General features: G+C 58.4%; 19 protein-coding genes. 3 read left to right on the top strand and 16 right to left on the bottom strand.

Annotated elements, in window-relative coordinates; genetic code table 11:
- Positions 1–14 precede the first annotated feature (14 nt).
- Entirely contained in the window at positions 15–749 is a 735-nt protein-coding gene (locus tag QIT27_RS05785; RefSeq protein WP_285263168.1) for a sigma-E factor negative regulatory protein, read from the bottom strand.
- A 240-nt stretch (positions 750–989) separates the two neighbouring features.
- Positions 990–1,589 (bottom strand): RNA polymerase sigma factor RpoE, encoded by a 600-nt coding sequence (gene rpoE, locus QIT27_RS05780; RefSeq protein ID WP_159342487.1) that lies wholly within the window; start codon positions 1,587–1,589, stop codon positions 990–992.
- A gap of 354 nt (positions 1,590–1,943) precedes the next feature.
- On the opposite strand from rpoE, the gene QIT27_RS05775 reads away from it, so the two are divergent.
- Positions 1,944–3,020, top strand: a complete 1,077-nt coding sequence (locus tag QIT27_RS05775; protein ID WP_159342488.1) for a 3-deoxy-7-phosphoheptulonate synthase — start codon at positions 1,944–1,946, stop codon at positions 3,018–3,020.
- 83 nt (positions 3,021–3,103) lie between these two features.
- Here the strand turns inward: QIT27_RS05775 and dinG are convergent, their stop codons facing one another.
- Positions 3,104–5,233 carry an ATP-dependent DNA helicase DinG gene (gene dinG / locus QIT27_RS05770; protein ID WP_159342489.1) on the bottom strand — a complete coding sequence of 710 codons (2,130 nt, stop codon included), beginning with the start codon at positions 5,231–5,233 and terminating at the stop codon, positions 3,104–3,106.
- 5 nt (positions 5,234–5,238) lie between these two features.
- Entirely contained in the window at positions 5,239–6,513 is a 1,275-nt protein-coding gene (gene rhlB / locus QIT27_RS05765) for an ATP-dependent RNA helicase RhlB (protein WP_159342490.1), read from the bottom strand.
- Positions 6,514–6,658: 145 nt separating this feature from the next.
- Here rhlB and QIT27_RS05760 point away from each other — a divergent pair, with 145 nt between their 5' ends.
- Positions 6,659–6,907, top strand: a complete 249-nt coding sequence (locus tag QIT27_RS05760; protein ID WP_159342491.1) for a hypothetical protein — start codon at positions 6,659–6,661, stop codon at positions 6,905–6,907.
- Entirely contained in the window at positions 6,907–7,734 is an 828-nt protein-coding gene (gene xthA / locus QIT27_RS05755) for an exodeoxyribonuclease III (protein WP_285263365.1), read from the top strand. The genes QIT27_RS05760 and xthA overlap by 1 nt, the downstream gene beginning before the upstream one ends.
- Positions 7,735–7,857: 123 nt before the next feature.
- On the opposite strand, the gene QIT27_RS05750 is transcribed toward xthA, so the two are convergent.
- The 12 genes from QIT27_RS05750 to QIT27_RS05695 all read right to left on the bottom strand — a co-directional run.
- Positions 7,858–9,015: a tetratricopeptide repeat protein gene (locus QIT27_RS05750; protein WP_350338756.1), complete on the bottom strand. Its 1,158-nt coding sequence runs from the start codon at positions 9,013–9,015 to the stop codon at positions 7,858–7,860.
- Positions 9,016–9,022: 7 nt separating this feature from the next.
- Positions 9,023–9,775 (bottom strand): energy transducer TonB, encoded by a 753-nt coding sequence (locus tag QIT27_RS05745; RefSeq protein ID WP_285263167.1) that lies wholly within the window; start codon positions 9,773–9,775, stop codon positions 9,023–9,025.
- A complete protein-coding gene (locus QIT27_RS05740; RefSeq protein ID WP_285263166.1) occupies positions 9,772–10,179 on the bottom strand; it encodes an ExbD/TolR family protein in 408 nt (135 codons plus the stop codon). The genes QIT27_RS05745 and QIT27_RS05740 overlap by 4 nt, the downstream gene beginning before the upstream one ends.
- Positions 10,172–10,714, bottom strand: a complete 543-nt coding sequence (locus tag QIT27_RS05735; protein ID WP_159342494.1) for a MotA/TolQ/ExbB proton channel family protein — start codon at positions 10,712–10,714, stop codon at positions 10,172–10,174. Before QIT27_RS05735 ends, QIT27_RS05740 begins: the two co-directional genes overlap by 8 nt.
- A gap of 1 nt (position 10,715) precedes the next feature.
- The gene (locus QIT27_RS05730; RefSeq protein WP_285263165.1) at positions 10,716–12,077 is read right to left on the bottom strand and encodes a MotA/TolQ/ExbB proton channel family protein; all 1,362 of its coding nucleotides are present in this window, start codon (positions 12,075–12,077) and stop codon (positions 10,716–10,718) included.
- Entirely contained in the window at positions 12,074–12,805 is a 732-nt protein-coding gene (locus QIT27_RS05725) for a DUF3450 domain-containing protein (protein ID WP_350338764.1), read from the bottom strand. The genes QIT27_RS05730 and QIT27_RS05725 overlap by 4 nt, the downstream gene beginning before the upstream one ends.
- Positions 12,806–13,069: 264 nt before the next feature.
- Positions 13,070–14,041 carry a class 1b ribonucleoside-diphosphate reductase subunit beta gene (gene nrdF / locus QIT27_RS05720; RefSeq protein ID WP_159342496.1) on the bottom strand — a complete coding sequence of 324 codons (972 nt, stop codon included), beginning with the start codon at positions 14,039–14,041 and terminating at the stop codon, positions 13,070–13,072.
- Between the two features lie 41 nt (positions 14,042–14,082).
- The gene (nrdE, locus tag QIT27_RS05715) at positions 14,083–16,278 is read right to left on the bottom strand and encodes a class 1b ribonucleoside-diphosphate reductase subunit alpha (protein WP_174788525.1); all 2,196 of its coding nucleotides are present in this window, start codon (positions 16,276–16,278) and stop codon (positions 14,083–14,085) included.
- Positions 16,245–16,694: a class Ib ribonucleoside-diphosphate reductase assembly flavoprotein NrdI gene (gene nrdI / locus QIT27_RS05710; protein WP_285263164.1), complete on the bottom strand. Its 450-nt coding sequence runs from the start codon at positions 16,692–16,694 to the stop codon at positions 16,245–16,247. Before nrdI ends, nrdE begins: the two co-directional genes overlap by 34 nt.
- A gap of 9 nt (positions 16,695–16,703) precedes the next feature.
- Positions 16,704–16,925 (bottom strand): glutaredoxin-like protein NrdH, encoded by a 222-nt coding sequence (nrdH, locus tag QIT27_RS05705; protein ID WP_058577666.1) that lies wholly within the window; start codon positions 16,923–16,925, stop codon positions 16,704–16,706.
- Positions 16,926–17,178: 253 nt separating this feature from the next.
- Positions 17,179–17,790, bottom strand: coding sequence for a superoxide dismutase (locus tag QIT27_RS05700; RefSeq protein ID WP_159342498.1), 612 nt, complete (start codon positions 17,788–17,790; stop codon positions 17,179–17,181).
- Between the two features lie 215 nt (positions 17,791–18,005).
- A partial coding sequence (locus QIT27_RS05695; RefSeq protein ID WP_285263163.1) for an FAD-binding protein occupies positions 18,006–18,433 on the bottom strand: 428 nt, incomplete at its 5' end.

Here is an 18,433-nt window from a genome sequence, read left to right as displayed (position 1 = left end):
AACGCGTTAGCGAACTACCGCTGACCCAATGGCTCGGTCACCGATGAACGCATCAGTGGCATCCAGCTGTCGCCACTGCCGTTGGCTGCTCCCTGAGCATGCTGCTCTAGGTACGATTGCAACATGCGCAGTTGATCTACATCGATCGCTGTGGCTTGCTGGGCCATCGTGCCTTGCGGTGCCACCGGCGTTGAGAAGCCCGATTCGCTGATATTCATCAAGCCGCCATTGCCCGACTGGCCGTTGATACGAAAAGGCGTCGGCTCGAACATGGGCATTTCAGACGACATCATTGATGCAGGCTGCGAGGCGCCCAAATTGACCGGCTGCACTTGAGCCCCCACGCTGGACTGCGAGGCGACCGTGTTGCTACCTGGCTGAGCAGTGCCGGTCGAGCCGTTACCGCTAAAGAACTGAACGCCGGTAATGACCATCAGTGAAACGGCAGCCGCGACACCAGCACCACGGGCAAAGGAGATGCCACCGGCGCGGGCAGGGGCAGCGACCGTTTCACTCTCCATCACCGGGGCAGGCTCTTCGTTGAGGCGCGCCAGGATGCCTGCCGATAGATCGACACTGACATCGACGCTGCGCTCGCGCTGCATCATGCTGCGTGCCAAATGGTAGCGACGCCATGTCTCTGCCGCATCGGCATCGTCAGGTAGTGATTTCAACACTCGGCGCAATTCAAGCTCATCACTTTCGTTGTCCATCAATGCTGAAAGTGATTCCCGTGTGTTTTGACTCATACTTCACACCCTCACACTGTGTTAGAAGAAGCTCAGCGACCACACGGCTCATGCGTGTTTCAGCCGCAAAACCTCGCAGGCCAAGACCCTGTTACTCAACCATCGCCAGCGCATGGCAATGCGATGGTTTAACGTGATCATGCTAGACAGCCTCTATGACGCTTCACTTGCCAGACAGTTCACTAAAAACGCAAAAACGTAAATATTTGTGACGCCTGCGCCCGATTCATTGGACGCGGCTCATTCGTCTCGACTGTTGCGAGCCGTGGTGACCAGCGGGCGAATATGCTCATCGACGGCCTCCCGCGCGCGAAAAATGCGCGAGCGAACGGTCCCTACCGGGCACTGCATGACTTGCGCAATATCTTCATAGGCCAACCCGTCCAACTCGCGTAGCGTAATGGCCGTCCGCAAATCGTCAGGTAGCTTTTCGATCGCTTCGAAGACAGCCGCCTCCAGCTGGTCGCGGGCAATGGACGCCTCGGGTGACTCGGCATCCGCCAAGCGACCGCTTTGATCGACGATTTCCGCATCAACGATATCCAAGTCACTGCCAGGCGGCCGACGACCGCGAGACACCAAGTGGTTCTTGGCCGTATTAATAGCGATGCGGTACATCCAGGTATAGAACGCGCTCTCCGCTCGAAACTTACCCAGTGCCCGATAGGCTTTAATGAAGGCTTCCTGCGCAACGTCCTGCACTTCCGCATGGTCGTGCACGTAACGCCCAATCAAACCGATGATTTTGTGCTGGTACTTCTTCACCAGCAGATCAAAAGCACGTGTGTCACCTTTCTGAGCACGCTCAACCAGCTGTTGGTCCGTTTCACGAGTGCCCATTCACACGCTCCTTCTGCTCGTACGCATCGCGCCGAGCATTGTTTCTTTGTCGCCCTAGTGTTCGGGCCTTCACAGCGAGCAGCATAGCGTCCCTTGGGCATCTGTTAATTTTCATGGAGGACATCGGCAGGCGACCTTGGCCTACCCCTCGGTGGTGGTGCGCAAATGAGCTTGCGCCAATGTCATCTAGTGTTACGCGTTCTTAGCAGCGCATCAAGCGCTTACCCCCTTTCTTAAAAACCCTGAGGCTGACATTTTTCCTTAATGCAAAGTTCCGTAACAATTGATTTTTACCACCGTGACGCGCCATAGTAGTGGCCACTTTTCGCCCATCGCGCACGCACAGGTAGCAAGATGTCAGATCAACAGGTTAGTAACCTTAACGTCCTGGCCCAGGATGTTCTTACCACGCCCGACGCACTGAAGAGTGCTATCCCCCTCACGGAAAGCGCCGAGCGCTCGGTAATCGAGGGTCGCCAAACCATCCAAAACATTCTGGATGGCAAAGATCCGCGTTTGCTGGTGGTCGTTGGCCCCTGCTCCATTCACGACGTCGAAGCAGCGCTGGATTATGCGCGCCGCCTGCGTACGCTAGCGGACCAGGTCAGCGACAGTTTGTATATCGTGATGCGCGTCTATTTCGAAAAGCCGCGGACGACCGTGGGCTGGAAAGGGTTGATCAACGACCCGCACCTGAACGACTCTTTCGAAATTGACGAAGGGCTGCACATTGCCCGTAAACTGCTGGTCGACTTGGCGGAAATGGGGCTACCGCTGGCCACCGAGGCGCTTGACCCAATCTCGCCTCAGTACCTGCAAGACTGCATTAGCTGGTCGGCCATTGGCGCTCGCACCACCGAGTCCCAAACGCACCGCGAAATGGCCTCCGGCCTCTCCTGCCCCGTCGGTTTCAAAAACGGCACCGACGGTAGCCTGGACGTAGCGATCAACGCGCTGCAGTCCGTGGCGAACCCGCATAACTTCTTGGGCATCAACCAGGCCGGTCAGGTCGCCATCATCCGCACCCGAGGCAATGCCTACGGTCATGTGGTACTGCGCGGCGGTAACGGCAAGCCTAACTACGACAGCGTGAGTGTCGCACTGGCAGAGAAAGAGCTGAAAAAAGCCAACCTCTCGGCCAACATCATGATCGACTGCTCACACGCCAACTCGAATAAAGACGCCGCCCTGCAGCCGCTGGTACTGGAAAACGTCACCAACCAGATTTTGGAAGGCAATACCTCCATCATCGGCTTGATGGTGGAATCCAACATTGGTTGGGGCAATCAAAAAGTACCGGCCGATTTGAGCCAGCTGCAGTACGGCGTATCGATCACCGACGCCTGCATTGATTGGGATACTACCGTCGAGACGTTCACTCGCATGAACGAAAAGCTCGCGTCCGTTTTGGCCAAGCGCGCCGCTCAATAACGCGCACCTGCCATCAAAACGTCCCGCCGGGCTGCCGCTCGCCGGGACGTGTTCGATTCCCATCCCCTAACGCGACCTATCGACTACGCCTGTATATCCCGCTTGAAAGGCGGCAGTGCATCCAACAATGCCTGACCATAGCGCCGCGTGATCACACGGCGATCCAGCAAGGTAATTACCCCGCGATCACTCTCTTTTCGGATCAAACGGCCACATGCTTGCACGAGCTTGATCGACGCATCCGGCACGCTGATACGCATGAAGGGATTGCCGCCCTGACTCTCGATCCATTCTGCCAGCGTCGCCCCCACCGGATCATCGGGCACGGCAAACGGTAGCCGGGTAATCACGACATGGGTGAGGTAATCCCCCGGCAAATCGATCCCTTCGGCGAAACTTGCCAAGCCAAAAATCACGCTCCCCTTGCCACCATCCACCGCTGCTCTGTGTCGCTCGATGAGCTCTCGTTTGGGCAGTGCGTCTTGGGCCAAGATGCGCTCTTTTGCCGCGGCAGGCAGCGCTTTTTCGACCGCGCGCAGCTGGGCACGAGAGGAAAACAGCACCAGCGCCGCCTCCTCCTCGCCGAGCTGTGACACAAAGCTCACGATCGCACGCTCATGCGCTTCCCGGTCGCTAGGGTCCGTCGCCTCGGCGGGCACTCGTAAGACGGCGTTGGCATAGTCAAACGGGCTGGGCAGTGCCTGATAGCGGTATCGGTTTGCCAATCCGGCGCGCTCTTGCAACCGCTCGAAGCGGCCCAGCGCCGTTAACGTGGCGGAGGTCACCACGGCCCCGTGGCAGCGGCCCCACAAATGCTTGGCAAGCGTGTGCGCGGCCGACACGGGGCTGGCCGAAAACTCGATCTCTGGCTCCCCCGCCACACGGCTGAGGGTTATCCAGCGCGCGCTCGGTGGGGCATTGGGAGCATCCTGCTCGCTGAACGCTTGCCATAAGGCGTGGGCATCCAGTGCGCGGCCGTGAAGGAGTGCCATCAGCGGCAGCCAGGCCTCAGCCTGATCACGGTCCAAACCGGTTTGCTTATCCGGGTCGAGGCTTTCACGCAAGATATCGCTGATACTCTCCAAACTTCTTGAGAGAGTGGCAAACATGACAAGCAGCTGTTGCGCCTGTTCCCGCAACGCCTCAGGCACTTGGCCTTTCTCAAAACGCTGCTGGTGGCTAGCCTCTTCATCGGCAAGGCCGTTTTCCCGTCCAGCAAGCTGATGCCCCATGCTAAACACGTCGCCCAGCGCGGGCTCCAATCCATGCAGCAGTTCGGGCAACCCGGCCAGCAGTCGGGCAATGGTGGGTTGAACCGCCAGCCCCTGGTGCAAATCCGTCAAACTACTTTTCAGAGTTTTCAACCAGCGCAGACAGCCGTGCACGGCAAAGCGGTGGGCAAAGTGCGATAGCGCTTTATCCGGCAGGTGGTGGCCTTCGTCGAAGATAAAGATGCAGTCAGCGGGGTCCGGCAAAATGGCACCGCCACCAAGCGCCAAGTCCGCCAACACGAGATCGTGATTGGCGACGATGACGTCAGCATTCTCCAGCTCTCGACGCGAGCGGAAAAAGGCGCAGGCACCGAAGTGGCCGCAGCGGCGACCGGTGCACTGGCGGTGGTCGACCGTCAGCTGTCGCCAGTGCGCGTCCTCGATCGACACCGGCCAGGTATCGCGGTCGCCTTCCCAATCGCCCTTCCCGTAGGCGTCGGCCATATCGGTCGCCAGGACGTTGAAGTCGCTGCTATCGGCTTGCAACGACTGCTCGAACAGCGACAGCGTTGGGTTGGGCTCACTGCCCTCCAACGCTTGATCCAGCCTAGCCACGCAAACGTAACGTCCGCGTCCTTTGGCTAGCGCGTAGCGAAAGGCCACGCCGCTATGGCTCGCCAGTGAAGGTAAATCTTGGTTGAGCACCTGCTCTTGAAGGGCCACGGTGGCCGTCGACACGATGAGCCGTTTGCCCTGTGCCTTGGCGATGGGCAGCCCCGCAATGAGATACGCCAGTGTTTTGCCCGTGCCGGTACCGGCCTCCAGCACGCACACATGACTATCGCTAACGCGCTTTCCTTCGCTGTCGCACTCGATGTCCCCCAGCGTTCGGGCGATTTCGGCGATCATCAAGCGCTGCCCGTAACGGGGTGTGAGCTCGAGCTTCTCCACCACGTTACGGTAAGCCTGCTGAATATCGTTTTTTAGCGCGTCATTCAGCATTCGAATTACAGCATACCTTCCGGCGGGTGTTCGCAGGGCAGCTTACCGTTGATATAGCGCTCGATCTCTGGCAAGGAGAACGCGTCCTCTTCGCCCACGAAGCTGATCGACACGCCTTTGGCCCCTGCACGGCCGGTACGACCGATGCGGTGAACATAATCTTCCGGATCTTCGGGCAGCGTGTAGTTGATGACGTGACTCACATCTTCGATATGAATGCCACGGCCGGCCACGTCGGTGGCTACCAGCACCTGCACCTCTCCTTCGCGGAAGCTTTCCAACGTCTTGATGCGCTGATTCTGCGGCACATCACCAGACAGCATGGCCGCACTGACCCCGGCTTTTTTCAGCAGGTCGTCGAGTTTGCGCACGAGATCCCGGCGGTTACCGAACACCATGACACGCTCGAAGCTCTCCTGCTCCAGAAGCTTCACCAGCAGCCGCTGTTTGTCGTCGTCGGAAACGAGGTAAACACGCTGATCGATATCTGCCTGATTCTCGACGGTCACCTCGATCTCGACATGCGCCGGATTGAGCGTCCACTGACTCGCCAGATTGAGAATATCGTCCGTGAAGGTGGCCGAGAATAGGAACGTTTGACGCTCCTCTTTCTTTGGCGTGTAACGAATGATGCGCTTCACATCGGGAATGAACCCCATGGAGAGCATTCGATCCGCTTCGTCGAGCACCAGCACTTCGGTTTCGGAGAGGTCGATATCGCGTTTCTGGTGGAAGTCCAGCAGACGCCCTGGCGTCGCGACCAGGATATCGATCTTCTTACCCAGGCTTTCGCGCTGTTTTTGGTAATCCATACCGCCCACGACGCTGGCGACGTTGAGCTGAGTGAAACGCGCAAGTGCCTTGGCGTCTTTCTCGATTTGCAGCGCCAGCTCACGGGTCGGCGCAATAATCAGCGCACGGGGAGCCCCCGGCTTTTGACCATCCGGCGTCGGCTCTTCAAGGAAGTAAGCCATGACAGAGATCAAAAAGGCGGCGGTTTTACCGGTGCCCGTCTGCGCTTTACCGACGATGTCGCCACCTAACAGGGTGTGGCGCAGCGCTTCCGCTTGAATGGGCGTGCAGTACTCGAACCCCTGAGCATGTATCGCGCGCATCAAAGGCAGCGGCAGATCAAAGTCATGGAAGCGCCACTTGCCGGCGACGGCGGGCACCTGAAACTGACGAAGATCCCAGTTCGACTGACGACGACGCGGTTTCCGACGGCGACGTTTAGGCTTGCGGTTCTGGGCCGATGCTGTGGTCTGTTCCGACTCGCTCATAGGCTGTGTATCTGTCCATTGCTGTGGATGTTAGGCATCACGAAGTGCGCATTGTACCAGGGGTTGGCGATAAGAGCGCGCCCTGCTGTCGAAGGAGCACGCTAGCCTGTTAGAATGAGGCATACATTAACCCAAGGAGCGCGACATGACGCGTAAGAAAAAGACTCGTTCATTGGCGGATAAAGTGACGATCCGCACCGGTCGCCGCAAAGATTATAAAAAGTGGCGCCATGAGAACCCTGATCAAGTGACCTCGTCGCGCCGCTTCGTTGCCAAAAAGCAGCAGCAGCGTAAGCTTCAGGCCGTGCGCAAATTGGCGCGCCAGCAAAGCGGCCAAACGATTGCCATCCATCCTGACAAAGGGGGCGATCACTCACCAGGAGAGCCGTCTTGATGCGTTTGGTTTCGTTCAATATCAATGGGATTCGGGCACGACTGCACCAGCTTCAAGCGCTGATCGATACCCAACAGCCCGATGTCATCGGCCTTCAAGAAACCAAAGTACAGGACAGCGAATTCCCCGTGGCCGACGTAGAAGCCATGGGCTATCACGTTTTTTACTATGGCCAAAAAGGCCATTACGGCGTTGCACTGCTGTGCCGCCAACAGCCGCAAGCGGTGTTTTACGGCTTTCCCGATGACGACGACGATGCCCAGCGGCGCATGATTGGCGTCAAGTTGCTCGCGGAAGACGGCGAGCCGGTCACGGTATGGAACGGCTACTTCCCTCAAGGCGAAAGCGTCGATCACCCTACCAAGTTTCCGCACAAAGCGCGCTTTTATCAACAGCTCGCCAACCTGCTCAATACTCAGCACGCTCCCGAAGAGCGACTGGCGGTCATGGGTGATTTCAATATCTCACCTGAAGATCAGGACATCGGCATAGGCGAGGCCAACCGGAAGCGCTGGCTGCGGGAGGGCAAAACCAGCTTCCAGCCCATCGAGCGCGAATGGCTGGAAGGCATCAAAGCGTGGGGGCTGAGCGACAGCTACCGTCTGTGCCACCCGCAAAATGACGAGTGGTTTAGCTGGTTCGACTATCGCTCAAAAGGCTTTGACCGAGAGCCGAAGCGCGGTCTTCGCATCGACTACATCCTAGTTTCAAAGCCCTTGGCCGACTGCGTGACCGATGCGGGTATCGACTATCCGCTGCGGGCCATGGAGCGCCCATCGGACCACGCCCCCACCTGGAGCGACTTTTCAGTCACACTCCGTCCATGACGCTGCAAGCGCCGGAGGCTCACCACCGGCGCCCGCTTTAAGATACGACGATGGCTGTTCAAACCTAGCAAGGTCTTGAGAGCAAGGCAGTCGAGCCACTTAGAGCGACGGCTTAGGCAGACATCATTCGAAGTACGCGAGCCACTGCTCTGCTTGAGCATCCCCTAAATTGGCCGCTTGGGTCAGCGCAGCTTCGGCTTGGCGATCCTCTCCCCACCCATAGGCTAGCTGGCCGTACTGCCGCCAATCGCTTGCTGAATCAGTCAACGTTGCCAACTCTCGCCACGCCTCGAGCGCCTTGTCGACATCCTTGGCCTGTTGCCAAGCCGTGGCGCGCAAGCGAAGCGTGGCTTCATCGCGGGGAAGCGTGCCCGCCCGTAGAGCCGCCTCTAAATGCTCGGCAGCGCGTGCAGGCGTCCCTCCGGCCATATGCAGCTCGATCAGGGTGCGGCGTTCCTCTGGCGTAGAAAACTTACCCAACTGCCAGGCTGCTTCCCAAACGGCGGCGGCCACACCTATCTGGCCTGCCTGCTGGGCAAGTCCGGCGGCCTGGCGCCATGCATCGGGGTCGCTGTCGGCATTCAACCCGTCCAACAGCCAGCTCAACGCCTGTGCGTTATCCCCTGTGTTTCGGAGCACGACATTGGTGAGCGTTTGCTGGTCAGCTGTCAACTCCCCTTGTTCAAGCAGCGGCGCCAGCCACTCCATGGCCTGCTCCCAGCGCTCCTCTTCTGCCAACAGACGCACGAGCTGCCAAGCCGTGTCCGCGTAGCGATCACTGCCCGACGACTCGGATAGCCACTGTTCATACAGGGTAATGGCCCGATCTCGTTCGCCTGCAGCGCGGCGTAGCGACGCTTCGTCCCGCAGCCAGCGACGCAGCTGGCTATCGGGAACGCTAGGCCGTTGGCGGGCGCTGGCCAGCTCATCGGCAGCAGCAAGAGGATCGCCCTGGCGCACCAGCGCACTGGCGGCTAGCTGATGATAAAGCGCGCTCGCCCATTGATCCGCGCGATTACCGCCCGAAAGCCGCTCTGACTGAGCCCGCGCATGGGTGATGATACGGCTTAGCACATCAGGGTCAGCAGAACCGCTTGGCTGGCTGGCCAACTGGCTCTGAAGCCGATTCAGGTCTTGAATCATGTCACCCGGCAGCGGCTCATTGGCCGTCGCGGTGATACTCAGCACGCTCAGTAGTATGACGCCCATCCATTGCGGCATCGTACGTTGACGGTGAGCGACAACGATAGGGCTGCTTGACGGATTTTTTCTTCGCGACATGTCACCGCTACCTTAACTGGAACTCAATACGCTGGGTGGCGCGACGTAACTGCTGACTGGGCTCGAACTGCCAGCGCGCAATCGCTTCTCGTGCGGCGTCTTCGAACACCCGGCGAGGCTGGGCATTGGTCACTCGAATGGAGCTTCCATCGACACTTCCATTACGCTGGATGACGAATTCCACCTCCACGAATCCCTCCATACCGCGGCGCTGTGCACGAGGCGGATAAGACGGATTGACGCGACTCGTCGGAGCTACTTGCCCCACACTCACCGGCTCGTTCGAGGGCGCAGGCTCTGCCGCCGGGGCCGCTTCCCGCTGCGCAGTGGCAGGCTCAGGAGACGGGGCCGCCGTTTCCGTAGGTTCGGGGGCGGGTTCCGGCGCAGGCTCAGGTGCTGGCTGGGGCTGCGGTGTAGGCTCAGGGCGCACCTCGGTCAGCTCCGGCAGCTCGCTTTCCAACTCGACGGGCTCTACCGGCGCGTCGGGTAGCTCCACGTCTGGCAGCGTAATCGCGCTAGTGGCGACCGGCGCAGGGGCTGGCGTCGGCATGGGCGGTGGCGGGGGAGCGGCTTGTGCAGGCGCCGGGGGGGATGTCTCCTGTTTGGGCGCCACCTCCGGCGCTTCCACCATCGTCATTGACATCGACATGATGGGCTCGTCCACCTGCTGCTCTGGAGGAGCTACCAGTAGCGCTAGCATCCAGAAGAGCCCGATGGCCAGGGCAATACCGCCTAGCATCGATAACACATGCCGCATCATGGCCCACTCCGACTCGCTGCCACGGCGACCTGCTCGACACCCGCCTGCTGAAGACGGTCCATGACCTCGATCAACACGCCGGTCGTGGACTCTCGGTCGGCCTGAATGACCACCGAGCCCTCACCGCTCAGCATTCCAGCCACCTGCTGCCCAACGCGGTGAACGTCCACGGGCTGGCCATCCACCCAAACCGCCCCTTCCGGCGTGACGGCAACCAACACTTGGGCATCGGGGCGCGGGGTGGCGGCCGACGCCTCAGGGCGATCGATCTCCACTCCGCTCTCTTTGATAAAGCTGGTCGTGACGATAAAGAAGATCAGCATGATGAACACCACGTCCAACATCGGCGTCAGGTTCACCTCGTTGCTATCGTCAGCAGCCTCTATGGAACGGCGTCTACGCATCACTCTCCTCCAAGGCACGCGCTAAGCGGTCATGCAGACGCTGGTCTTCGCGGCGAATAACGTGCTCTAAACGGCTAATAAACAGCATACCCACCACCGCAATGGCCATGCCCGTCAGCGTGGGCAGCGTTGCCCGGGCAACGCCATCGGCCATGGCTCGAGCTTGATGGGTATCGCTCATCGAAAGGCTATCGAAAACGGCAATCATGCCCGTGACCGTCCCCAACAACCCGAGTAGTGGGCAAAGCGCCACGAGTAGCTTGATCCACGGCAGCGGCTGGCGCAGCTTGGCAACCAGCGCAGCACTCCACACATGGCGTAGCGTGCGCGCGCTCCAACTGCGGTGGTCGCTGCGCGCCGCCCAGCGGCGCACCAGCTCATGGCGTGATCGCCGCCAGCTAAAGCGGTAATACCACCACCGCTCGATCGCCATGGCGAACACCACCACGGCCACCAGCGCTAGCACTACGAGTACGGCACCACCTGCATCGAGCAGCCGCTCAACGGGCGCCAGCCAAAGGGGTAACGTAGGCATACTAGGTCACCGTGCGAGCATGGGCCGTCGATTGCGCTTCCAAGTGATCTGCCAGCGTGGCGCTTGACTCACCTTCGATCACCTGAGTAATGAAACGACTACGGCTAGACAGCGCCGTTTGGGCAAACAGCAGCGGTACCGCCGTCACCAAACCCAGTACCGTCGTGACCAGCGCCTGACTGATCCCCCCCGCCATTAACTGCGGGTCGCCCGTGCCAAATACCGTGATGGCTTGGAACGTTACGATCATGCCCGTCACGGTGCCCAATAGGCCCAGCAGCGGTGCAATGGCGGCTAGCAGCTTGACGATGGGCTGACCACGCTCGATTTTAGGCAGCTCGGCGAGTACCGCTTCATCCAACCGCGCTTCCAGCGCCTCCGGGGTTTGATGTTTGTCCATCTCCTTGAAGCGCTGTAGAACACGCCCCAGAGGATTATCGGCACTGGGCTGATCCAGGGCTTGTCGCTGACGACGTACGCGTGCGCTAACCAACAACAGATACAGGTACTGCGCCAAAGCGACCAGCAGGCCGATGCCACCTAGCAGGACGACCACGTAACCGACATAGCCACCCTGCTGAAAACGCTCCCACAGCGAAGGCTGTTGAGCCAGTGCCTCCAGCACGCTGCCTTGGGTGGGGTCGATGGCAAACGCACGGCTCTCTCCCTGATGATACGCCGCCAGAAGCTCGCTGACCGCTGACGGGGTACGCGGCATTTCGGCGAGGGCGCCCTCCTCATCTTGCCCTTGCCGCAGCAGCGCAGACTCGGTGAAAGCGGCAAAATCACCCAGTCGAACGACGCTGCGCGGCGCTATGTCGCCGCTGGCATCCGCGACAGGCAATTCCAAGCGCTCGGCACGGCCCGTGTCCATGGTGAGAGCCGCCAAACGATCGACGACAGCCTCAATGTGCGGACGCTCCAACACGTCGACATCGTTTAAACGCGGTGGCAACGCATCGGCTTCGAGCGTTAGCCAGCTATCCCCTCCCAGCTCGTTGCGAAGTTCTTCACTGTGACGCGTTAGATCTGCCAATAGCGCCGTCAATGCCTCGCCCTGCTCCTCTTGGCGCTGAGCAAGTGCCTGCGCCTGCTCGTTCTGCTCGTCCTGCTGCGCTTCGAGCGCAGCCTGCTGCTCTTCGGCAGCCGAGTGGGCATCACGCGCCTCTTGCAAAGCGGCCTCTAACGCGCCTTGATCGTCCAAGAAAGATTGAAGACGCGCTTGATCACGCGCTTGGGCAGCCTCGCGAGCCTCTCTTAACGAGCCGACATCGTCGCTTTGGGCCATGCCAACGTTGCTGCTCAACGCGCTGACCAGCAGCGTGAGGCAGAACCAGACCTTGGGGCGAGAAAACAGACTCATGGCTGCGCTCCTTGGTCGTTAGCCGTGATCGAGAGTGGGAGCTGTAGAAGTTCTGGGGTGCGCTGGTCGGCCGCAATCCGCAGTCCGTTACGCACCTGGCGGCGAGCAGCCTCGTCGAGCGCGAGCCACGTCCCCTCTTCTTTATCCCAGACCCCTCCTTCGCGGCCATCGGGCGTCACGTAGTAAAAGCCAATACGGCCAATCCTCAGGTACTCCACTTCCCTGGGGGAAGCACCCGCTATTTCCAAACGACCACGCCAGCTATCGACCTCGCGCCCATAGGCGAGCTCCGCCCGCCAGGCTTCGATTAGGCTTGCAATACGTTCGGCGCTACCCGCTTCGGGACTACCCGCTGACGCCACTCGGGCGAGGCGCTCATCGGTCAAAAAAGGCAGGTCTGACTCGATCCAACGGGTAAGCTGTTCGGTCATGTCCTGTTCGATCATGGGCAGCGCTGCGCGGGTATCGCTCAACGTATCCAGCGCTTGATTCAAGCGTTGCTGGCGTTCGGCCTCACTGGCCAAGCGGCTACTGAGCGTGGCGTTAGCAGCTTCCATCTGACGGGTTTCCCGCTCCAGGCGACGCAGCTCTTCAATGGCGGACCGTGTGGCTTCATCCGCACTATCGATTTGCTGTTGCAACTCAGACTGGGCTTGCTGGGCCTCGACACTTTGGGCCGCTTGATCCATCGTCTCATCACTTGCCATGAGCGTACCGCTGACTAGCACGCCCGCTAGGCAACATCCACGCAAGGCAAAGAAAGGCCTGTTCAGCACGTTATGTCTCCGTCACTGCTCAGCGCGCCATCAACCTCGGCGCGCTAAAACTCATTAGGTATAAGAACGATTTGCGTTTAACGCGTGCAGCGCATAGCGTACCACTAATAAAATTAATGACAATATTTATCATTAACATTCACTGACAGTAACTCGAACGGCAGGCATAAAAAACGGGAGCCTTCGGCTCCCGTAGCGGGCATCACAACACGACCCTCAAAACGCCCAGTCGTCGTCTTCGGTGGCGACGGCTTTACCAATGACATAGGAGGAGCCCGACCCGGAGAAGAAGTCGTGGTTCTCATCCGCGCTGGGAGAGAGCGCGGCCATGATCGTTGGGTCGACGTCCGTCACGCTGCTGGGGAACAGCGGCTCAAAGCCCAGGTTCATCAGGGCTTTGTTGGCGTTGTAGTGAAGGAATTTCTTCACGTCTTCCGAGAGCCCCACTTCATCATACAGCGACTCGGTGTAGCGAACTTCGTTGTCGTACAGCTCCAGCAGCAGCTCGTAGGCGTAATCTTTGACTTCCTGCTGACGCTCGGGCGTCTCTTCTGCCAGTGCCTGCTGGAACTTGTAGCCCACATAGTAGCCGTGTACCGCTTCATCACGAATGATCAAACGAATCAGGTCAGCGGTGTTGGTCAGTTTGGCGTGACTGGACCAGTACATGGGCAGGTAGAAGCCCGAGTAGAACAGGAACGACTCCAAGAAGACGCTCGCTACCTTACGCATTAGCGGATCGTCAGAGCGATAGCGATTCAAAATCAGCTCTGACTTCATCTGCAGCGTCGGATTCTCTTCGCTCCAGCGGAAGGCATCGTCTACATCCCGCGTGGCACACAGCGTCGAGAAAATCGAGCTGTAAGAGCGCGCATGCACCGATTCCATGAAAGCGATATTGGTGTATACCGCTTCTTCATGGGGAGTGCGAGCGTCATCCATCAGCACGGGGGCGCCCACGCTGCTTTGAATGGTGTCCAACAGCGTCAAACCGGTAAACACGCGAATGGTGAGCTGTTTTTCCTGCTGTGTCAGCGTGTTCCACGACTGGATGTCGTTGGAGAGCGGTACTTTTTCTGGCAACCAGAAGTTGCTGGTCAGGCGGTTCCACACCTCGAGGTCTTTATCGTCCTGAAGGCGGTTCCAGTTGATCGCATTCACTCGCGACAAACGTTGCATTATGGTCATCAGCGTTCTCTCACAAACATCATCTTAAAAGCGTTACCCGATCACAGCGTGCAGGAGACGCAGCCTTCTACCTCGGTGCCTTCCAGGGCACTTTGGCGTAGGCGGATGTAATAAAGCGTTTTGATACCTTTACGCCAAGCGTAAATTTGCGCTTTGTTGATATCCCGCGTGGTGGCCGTATCCGGGAAGAACAGCGTCAACGAGAGGCCTTGGTCCACGTGCTTGGACGCTTCTGCATAGGTATCGATGATTTTTTCAGGGCCGATCTCGTAGGCATCCTGGAAGTAATCGAAGTTCGCCTCGTTCAAGAACGGGGCCGGATAATAAACGCGACCCAGCTTGCCCTCTTTGCGAATTTCGATTTTCGCTGCCACCGGGTGAATGCTCGACGTGGAGTGGTTGATGTACGAGATAGACCCCGTTGGCGGTACCGCTTGCAGGTTACGGTTGTACAGGCCATGCGCCATCACAGAGGCTTTCAGCGTTTGCCAATCGTCTTGCGTGGGCAGTGCAATGCCGCTGCGCTCGAAAAGGTGACGGACTTTCTCGGTACGCGGCAGCCACGCCTGGTCGGTGTACTTATCGAAGAACGTACCCGATGCATAGGTGGAGTCTGCGAACCCGGCAAAGGTCTCACCGTGTTCGATGGCCAACTGGTTCGACGCACGAATGGCATGGAACGCAACGCAGTAGAAGTACAGGTTCGTGAAGTCCAACCCTTCTTCTGAGCCGTAATAAATATGCTCGCGAGCCAGGAAGCCGTGCAGGTTCATCTGGCCAAGACCGATGGCGCGCGATTTGGCATTACCCTCGGCGATGGAGGGAACGCTGCGCAGATTACTCATTTCAGACACGGCGGTCAGGCCGCGAATGGCGATCTCGACGCTGGTGCCGATATCACCGGAATCCATCACCTTGGCGATGTTCATCGAGCCGAGGTTACACGAGATATCTTGCCCTACCTGACGATAGCCCAAGTCGTCGTCGTACTCGGTCGGCGTATTGACCTGCAGAATCTCGGAGCACAGGTTACTCATGTTGATACGGCCCGCAATCGGGTTGGCGCGGTTGACCGTATCTTCGAACATGATGTACGGGTAGCCAGACTCGAACTGCAGCTCGGCCAGGGTTTGGAAGAAGGCGCGAGCATTGATCTTGTGCTTGCGAATGCGCGCGTCGGCCACCATTTCATGGTACTTCTCGGTCACGCTGATGTCGCCAAACGGCACGCCGTAGACGCGCTCGACATCGTAGGGCGAGAAGAGGTACATATCGTCGTTGCGCTTGGCCAGCTCGAACGTGATATCGGGAATGGTCACGCCCAGCGACAGCGTTTTGATGCGGATTTTCTCGTCCGCGTTTTCACGCTTGGTGTCCAAAAAGCGCAGAATGTCCGGGTGGTGGGCGTTGAGATAGACCGCTCCGGCACCTTGACGCGCACCTAGCTGGTTGGCGTAGGAGAACGCGTCTTCCAGCAGTTTCATGATCGGAATGATGCCCGACGACTGGTTCTCGATACGCTTGATCGGCGCGCCGGATTCGCGAATGTTGCTGAGCAGGAAGGCCACGCCGCCGCCACGCTTGGAGAGCTGCAGCGCGGAGTTGATGGAACGCCCGATGGACTCCATGTTGTCTTCGATACGCAGCAAGAAGCAAGAGACCAGCTCGCCCCGCTGGCGCTTACCACAGTTCAGGAAGGTGGGCGTCGCAGGCTGGAAGCGGCCGCTGATGATCTCGTCGACCAGCGACTTGGCCAGCGCTTCATCGCCACGCGCTAGCGTGAGCGCCACCATGCAGACCCGGTCTTCATACCGCTCGAGATAACGTTTGCCGTCGAAGGTTTTGAGCGTGTAGCTGGTGTAGTACTTGAACGCACCCAAGAAGCTCGGGAAGCGGAATTTGTACGCATACGCCTGCTCGAACAGCGCTTTGACAAACGTAAAGCTGTACTGCGCCAGCACGTCGGCTTCGTAGTACTGCTCTTCCACTAGGTAGTCCAACTTCTCTTCCAAGGAGTGGAAGAACACGGTGTTCTGATTGACGTGCTGCAAGAAGTACTGGCGCGCCGCTTCGCGGTCTTTATCCAACTGCAGTTCGCCGTTGGCACCGTACAGGTTCAACATCGCATTCAGCGCATGGTAATCCAGCGTGCGCGCCTCGGTGGCTCCCGCAGCAGGGCGTTGATCTGCCGAGTTTTTTGCAGCTACGTTCTTAGAGACTGAGCTTGACGTTTCCAAAACTCTTCTACTCCTTTGCGGACCTTGGCGACATCGTCATCGGTACCAAACAATTCAAAACGATAAAGCAGCGGCACTTGGCACTTTTGGGCAATGATTCGCCCCGCCAAACCGTATGCGTCACCAAAATTAGTATTACCAGCAGCAATGACACCTCGTAAGAGGTGTCGGTTGTGCTCGTCATTTAAAAACCGAATAACCTGCTTTGGCACAGCCCCATTGGCCGAGCCACCTCCGTAGGTGGGGGTAACCAATATGTAGGGCTTCTCAATGCGTAGCGTCGGGGCTTCACGATGTAACGGCAGCCGCTGTGCACTTAAACCAAGCTTTTCAATAAAACGATGGGTGTTGCCTGACTTGGTGGAAAAATAGACCAGCGTACCTGCCTGCTCGGCTTCCACGTCAGCAGCGTGCATGGGTGACGATTACGCCAACGCTTGGATGCGGTCCGGACGGAAGCCCGACCAGTGCTCTTCACCGACGACCACGACAGGAAGCTGGCGGTAACCCAGCGCTTCGACTTCTGCTTGAGCACCCGTTTCGGCGGTAATGTCGATGACGGTGTAATCAAGGCCTTGCTTATCCAGCGCGCGATAGGTGGCAGTACACTGTACACAGGCAGGCTTGCTATAAATTTGGATTTCCATGGCTATTTTCCCTTTTCATAGCGGCAATTTTCAGGTAGTGCGCAGCGCTTGCTCTACCCCTCTAAAAGTCACCACGCATACTATATATAGACCAAGAGAAAATCAATTCAAGCATATATGGTATTTTTTCATCCACAGGTTATTGACAGTTCATGCCCAGCGCTATACCCAGACACAAAAAAAACCGCTCCCTGATAGGGAGCGGCTTTCCAGCGGTGTCAGTAACTGACACCGCCCTCACAGGGCGTGAGTATTAGGCGATGGCGGCTTGGTAACGACGCTCGACATCTTCCCAGTTCACCACGTTGAAGAAAGCATCCACGTAGTCTGGACGCTTGTTCTGGAACTTCAGGTAGTACGCATGCTCCCAAACGTCCAGACCGAGTACGGGCGTGTTGCCGTGCATCAACGGGCTATCTTGGTTGAGGGTATTTTCGACGACCAGCTTTTTCTCAGGCGTGACGGACAACCATGCCCAGCCGCTGCCGAAACGGCCCAGCGCGGCTTTTTTGAAGGCGTCTTTGAACGCATCAAGGCCGCCCAGCTCTGCGTCGATGGCTTTAGCCACGTCGCCATGCGGCTGACCGCCACCGTTGGGTGACATCATTTGCCAAAACATGGAGTGGTTAGCGTGGCCGCCACCATTGTTGATAACGGCTTGGCGCTTCTCTTCGGGTACGCGATCCAGGTTCGCCACCAGCTCTTCCACCGGCACGTCTTCTAGACCGGTGCCTTCCAGCGCACCGTTCAGGTTGGTGACGTAGGTGTTGTGGTGGCGAGAGTGGTGAATTTCCATCGTCATCGCGTCGATGTTCGGCTCGAGAGCATCGTAAGCGTACGGCAGTTCAGGAAGGGTATGTGCCATGCTATCTTCTCCTTGAGTGGCTTCTGTTGCGTTCACTACATTAGGTGTGGTCTTACTCCACCCTTTTCAACCACCGCCCCGGCAATTTTTTACCATCGGCGGCAAATCTTTGTCCCAGTACCTTAGTCAACTATTGTCAGTTTATCGAACCCGCCCGCAATAAAAAAGCCGACTTCTGGCGAAGTCGGCTTTCGACAGGCAGCAAGTTCAATGACTTACAGCTTGCTTTCCAGCTCAGGCAGGATCTCGAACAGATCTCCCACCAGGCCATAGTCGGCCACCTGAAAGATCGGCGCTTCGTCGTCTTTGTTGATCGCGACGATCACCTTGGAGTCTTTCATGCCCGCCAAGTGCTGGATCGCACCTGAAATACCCACCGCAATATAAAGCTCAGGCGCGACGATCTTACCAGTCTGACCGACCTGCATGTCGTTGGGTACAAAGCCCGCGTCTACCGCCGCGCGGGAAGCGCCAATGGCCGCTCCCAGCTTGTCGGCAATGCCGTCCAGCAGCTTGAAGTTCTCGCCGTTACCCATGCCACGGCCACCGGAGATGACGACCTTGGCACCGCCGAGTTCCGGGCGGTCACTCTGGGCCAGCTCTTCTTTGACAAAGCTGGATTGACTGTTGTCAGCGGCGAACA

Origin of the sequence: Halomonas sp. LC1, from assembly GCF_030247125.1 — a bacterium.
Lineage (GTDB): Bacteria > Pseudomonadota > Gammaproteobacteria > Pseudomonadales > Halomonadaceae > Vreelandella.
Note: the sequence above shows the minus strand (reverse complement) of the source record. Positions and strands in the feature narration are given on the sequence as shown.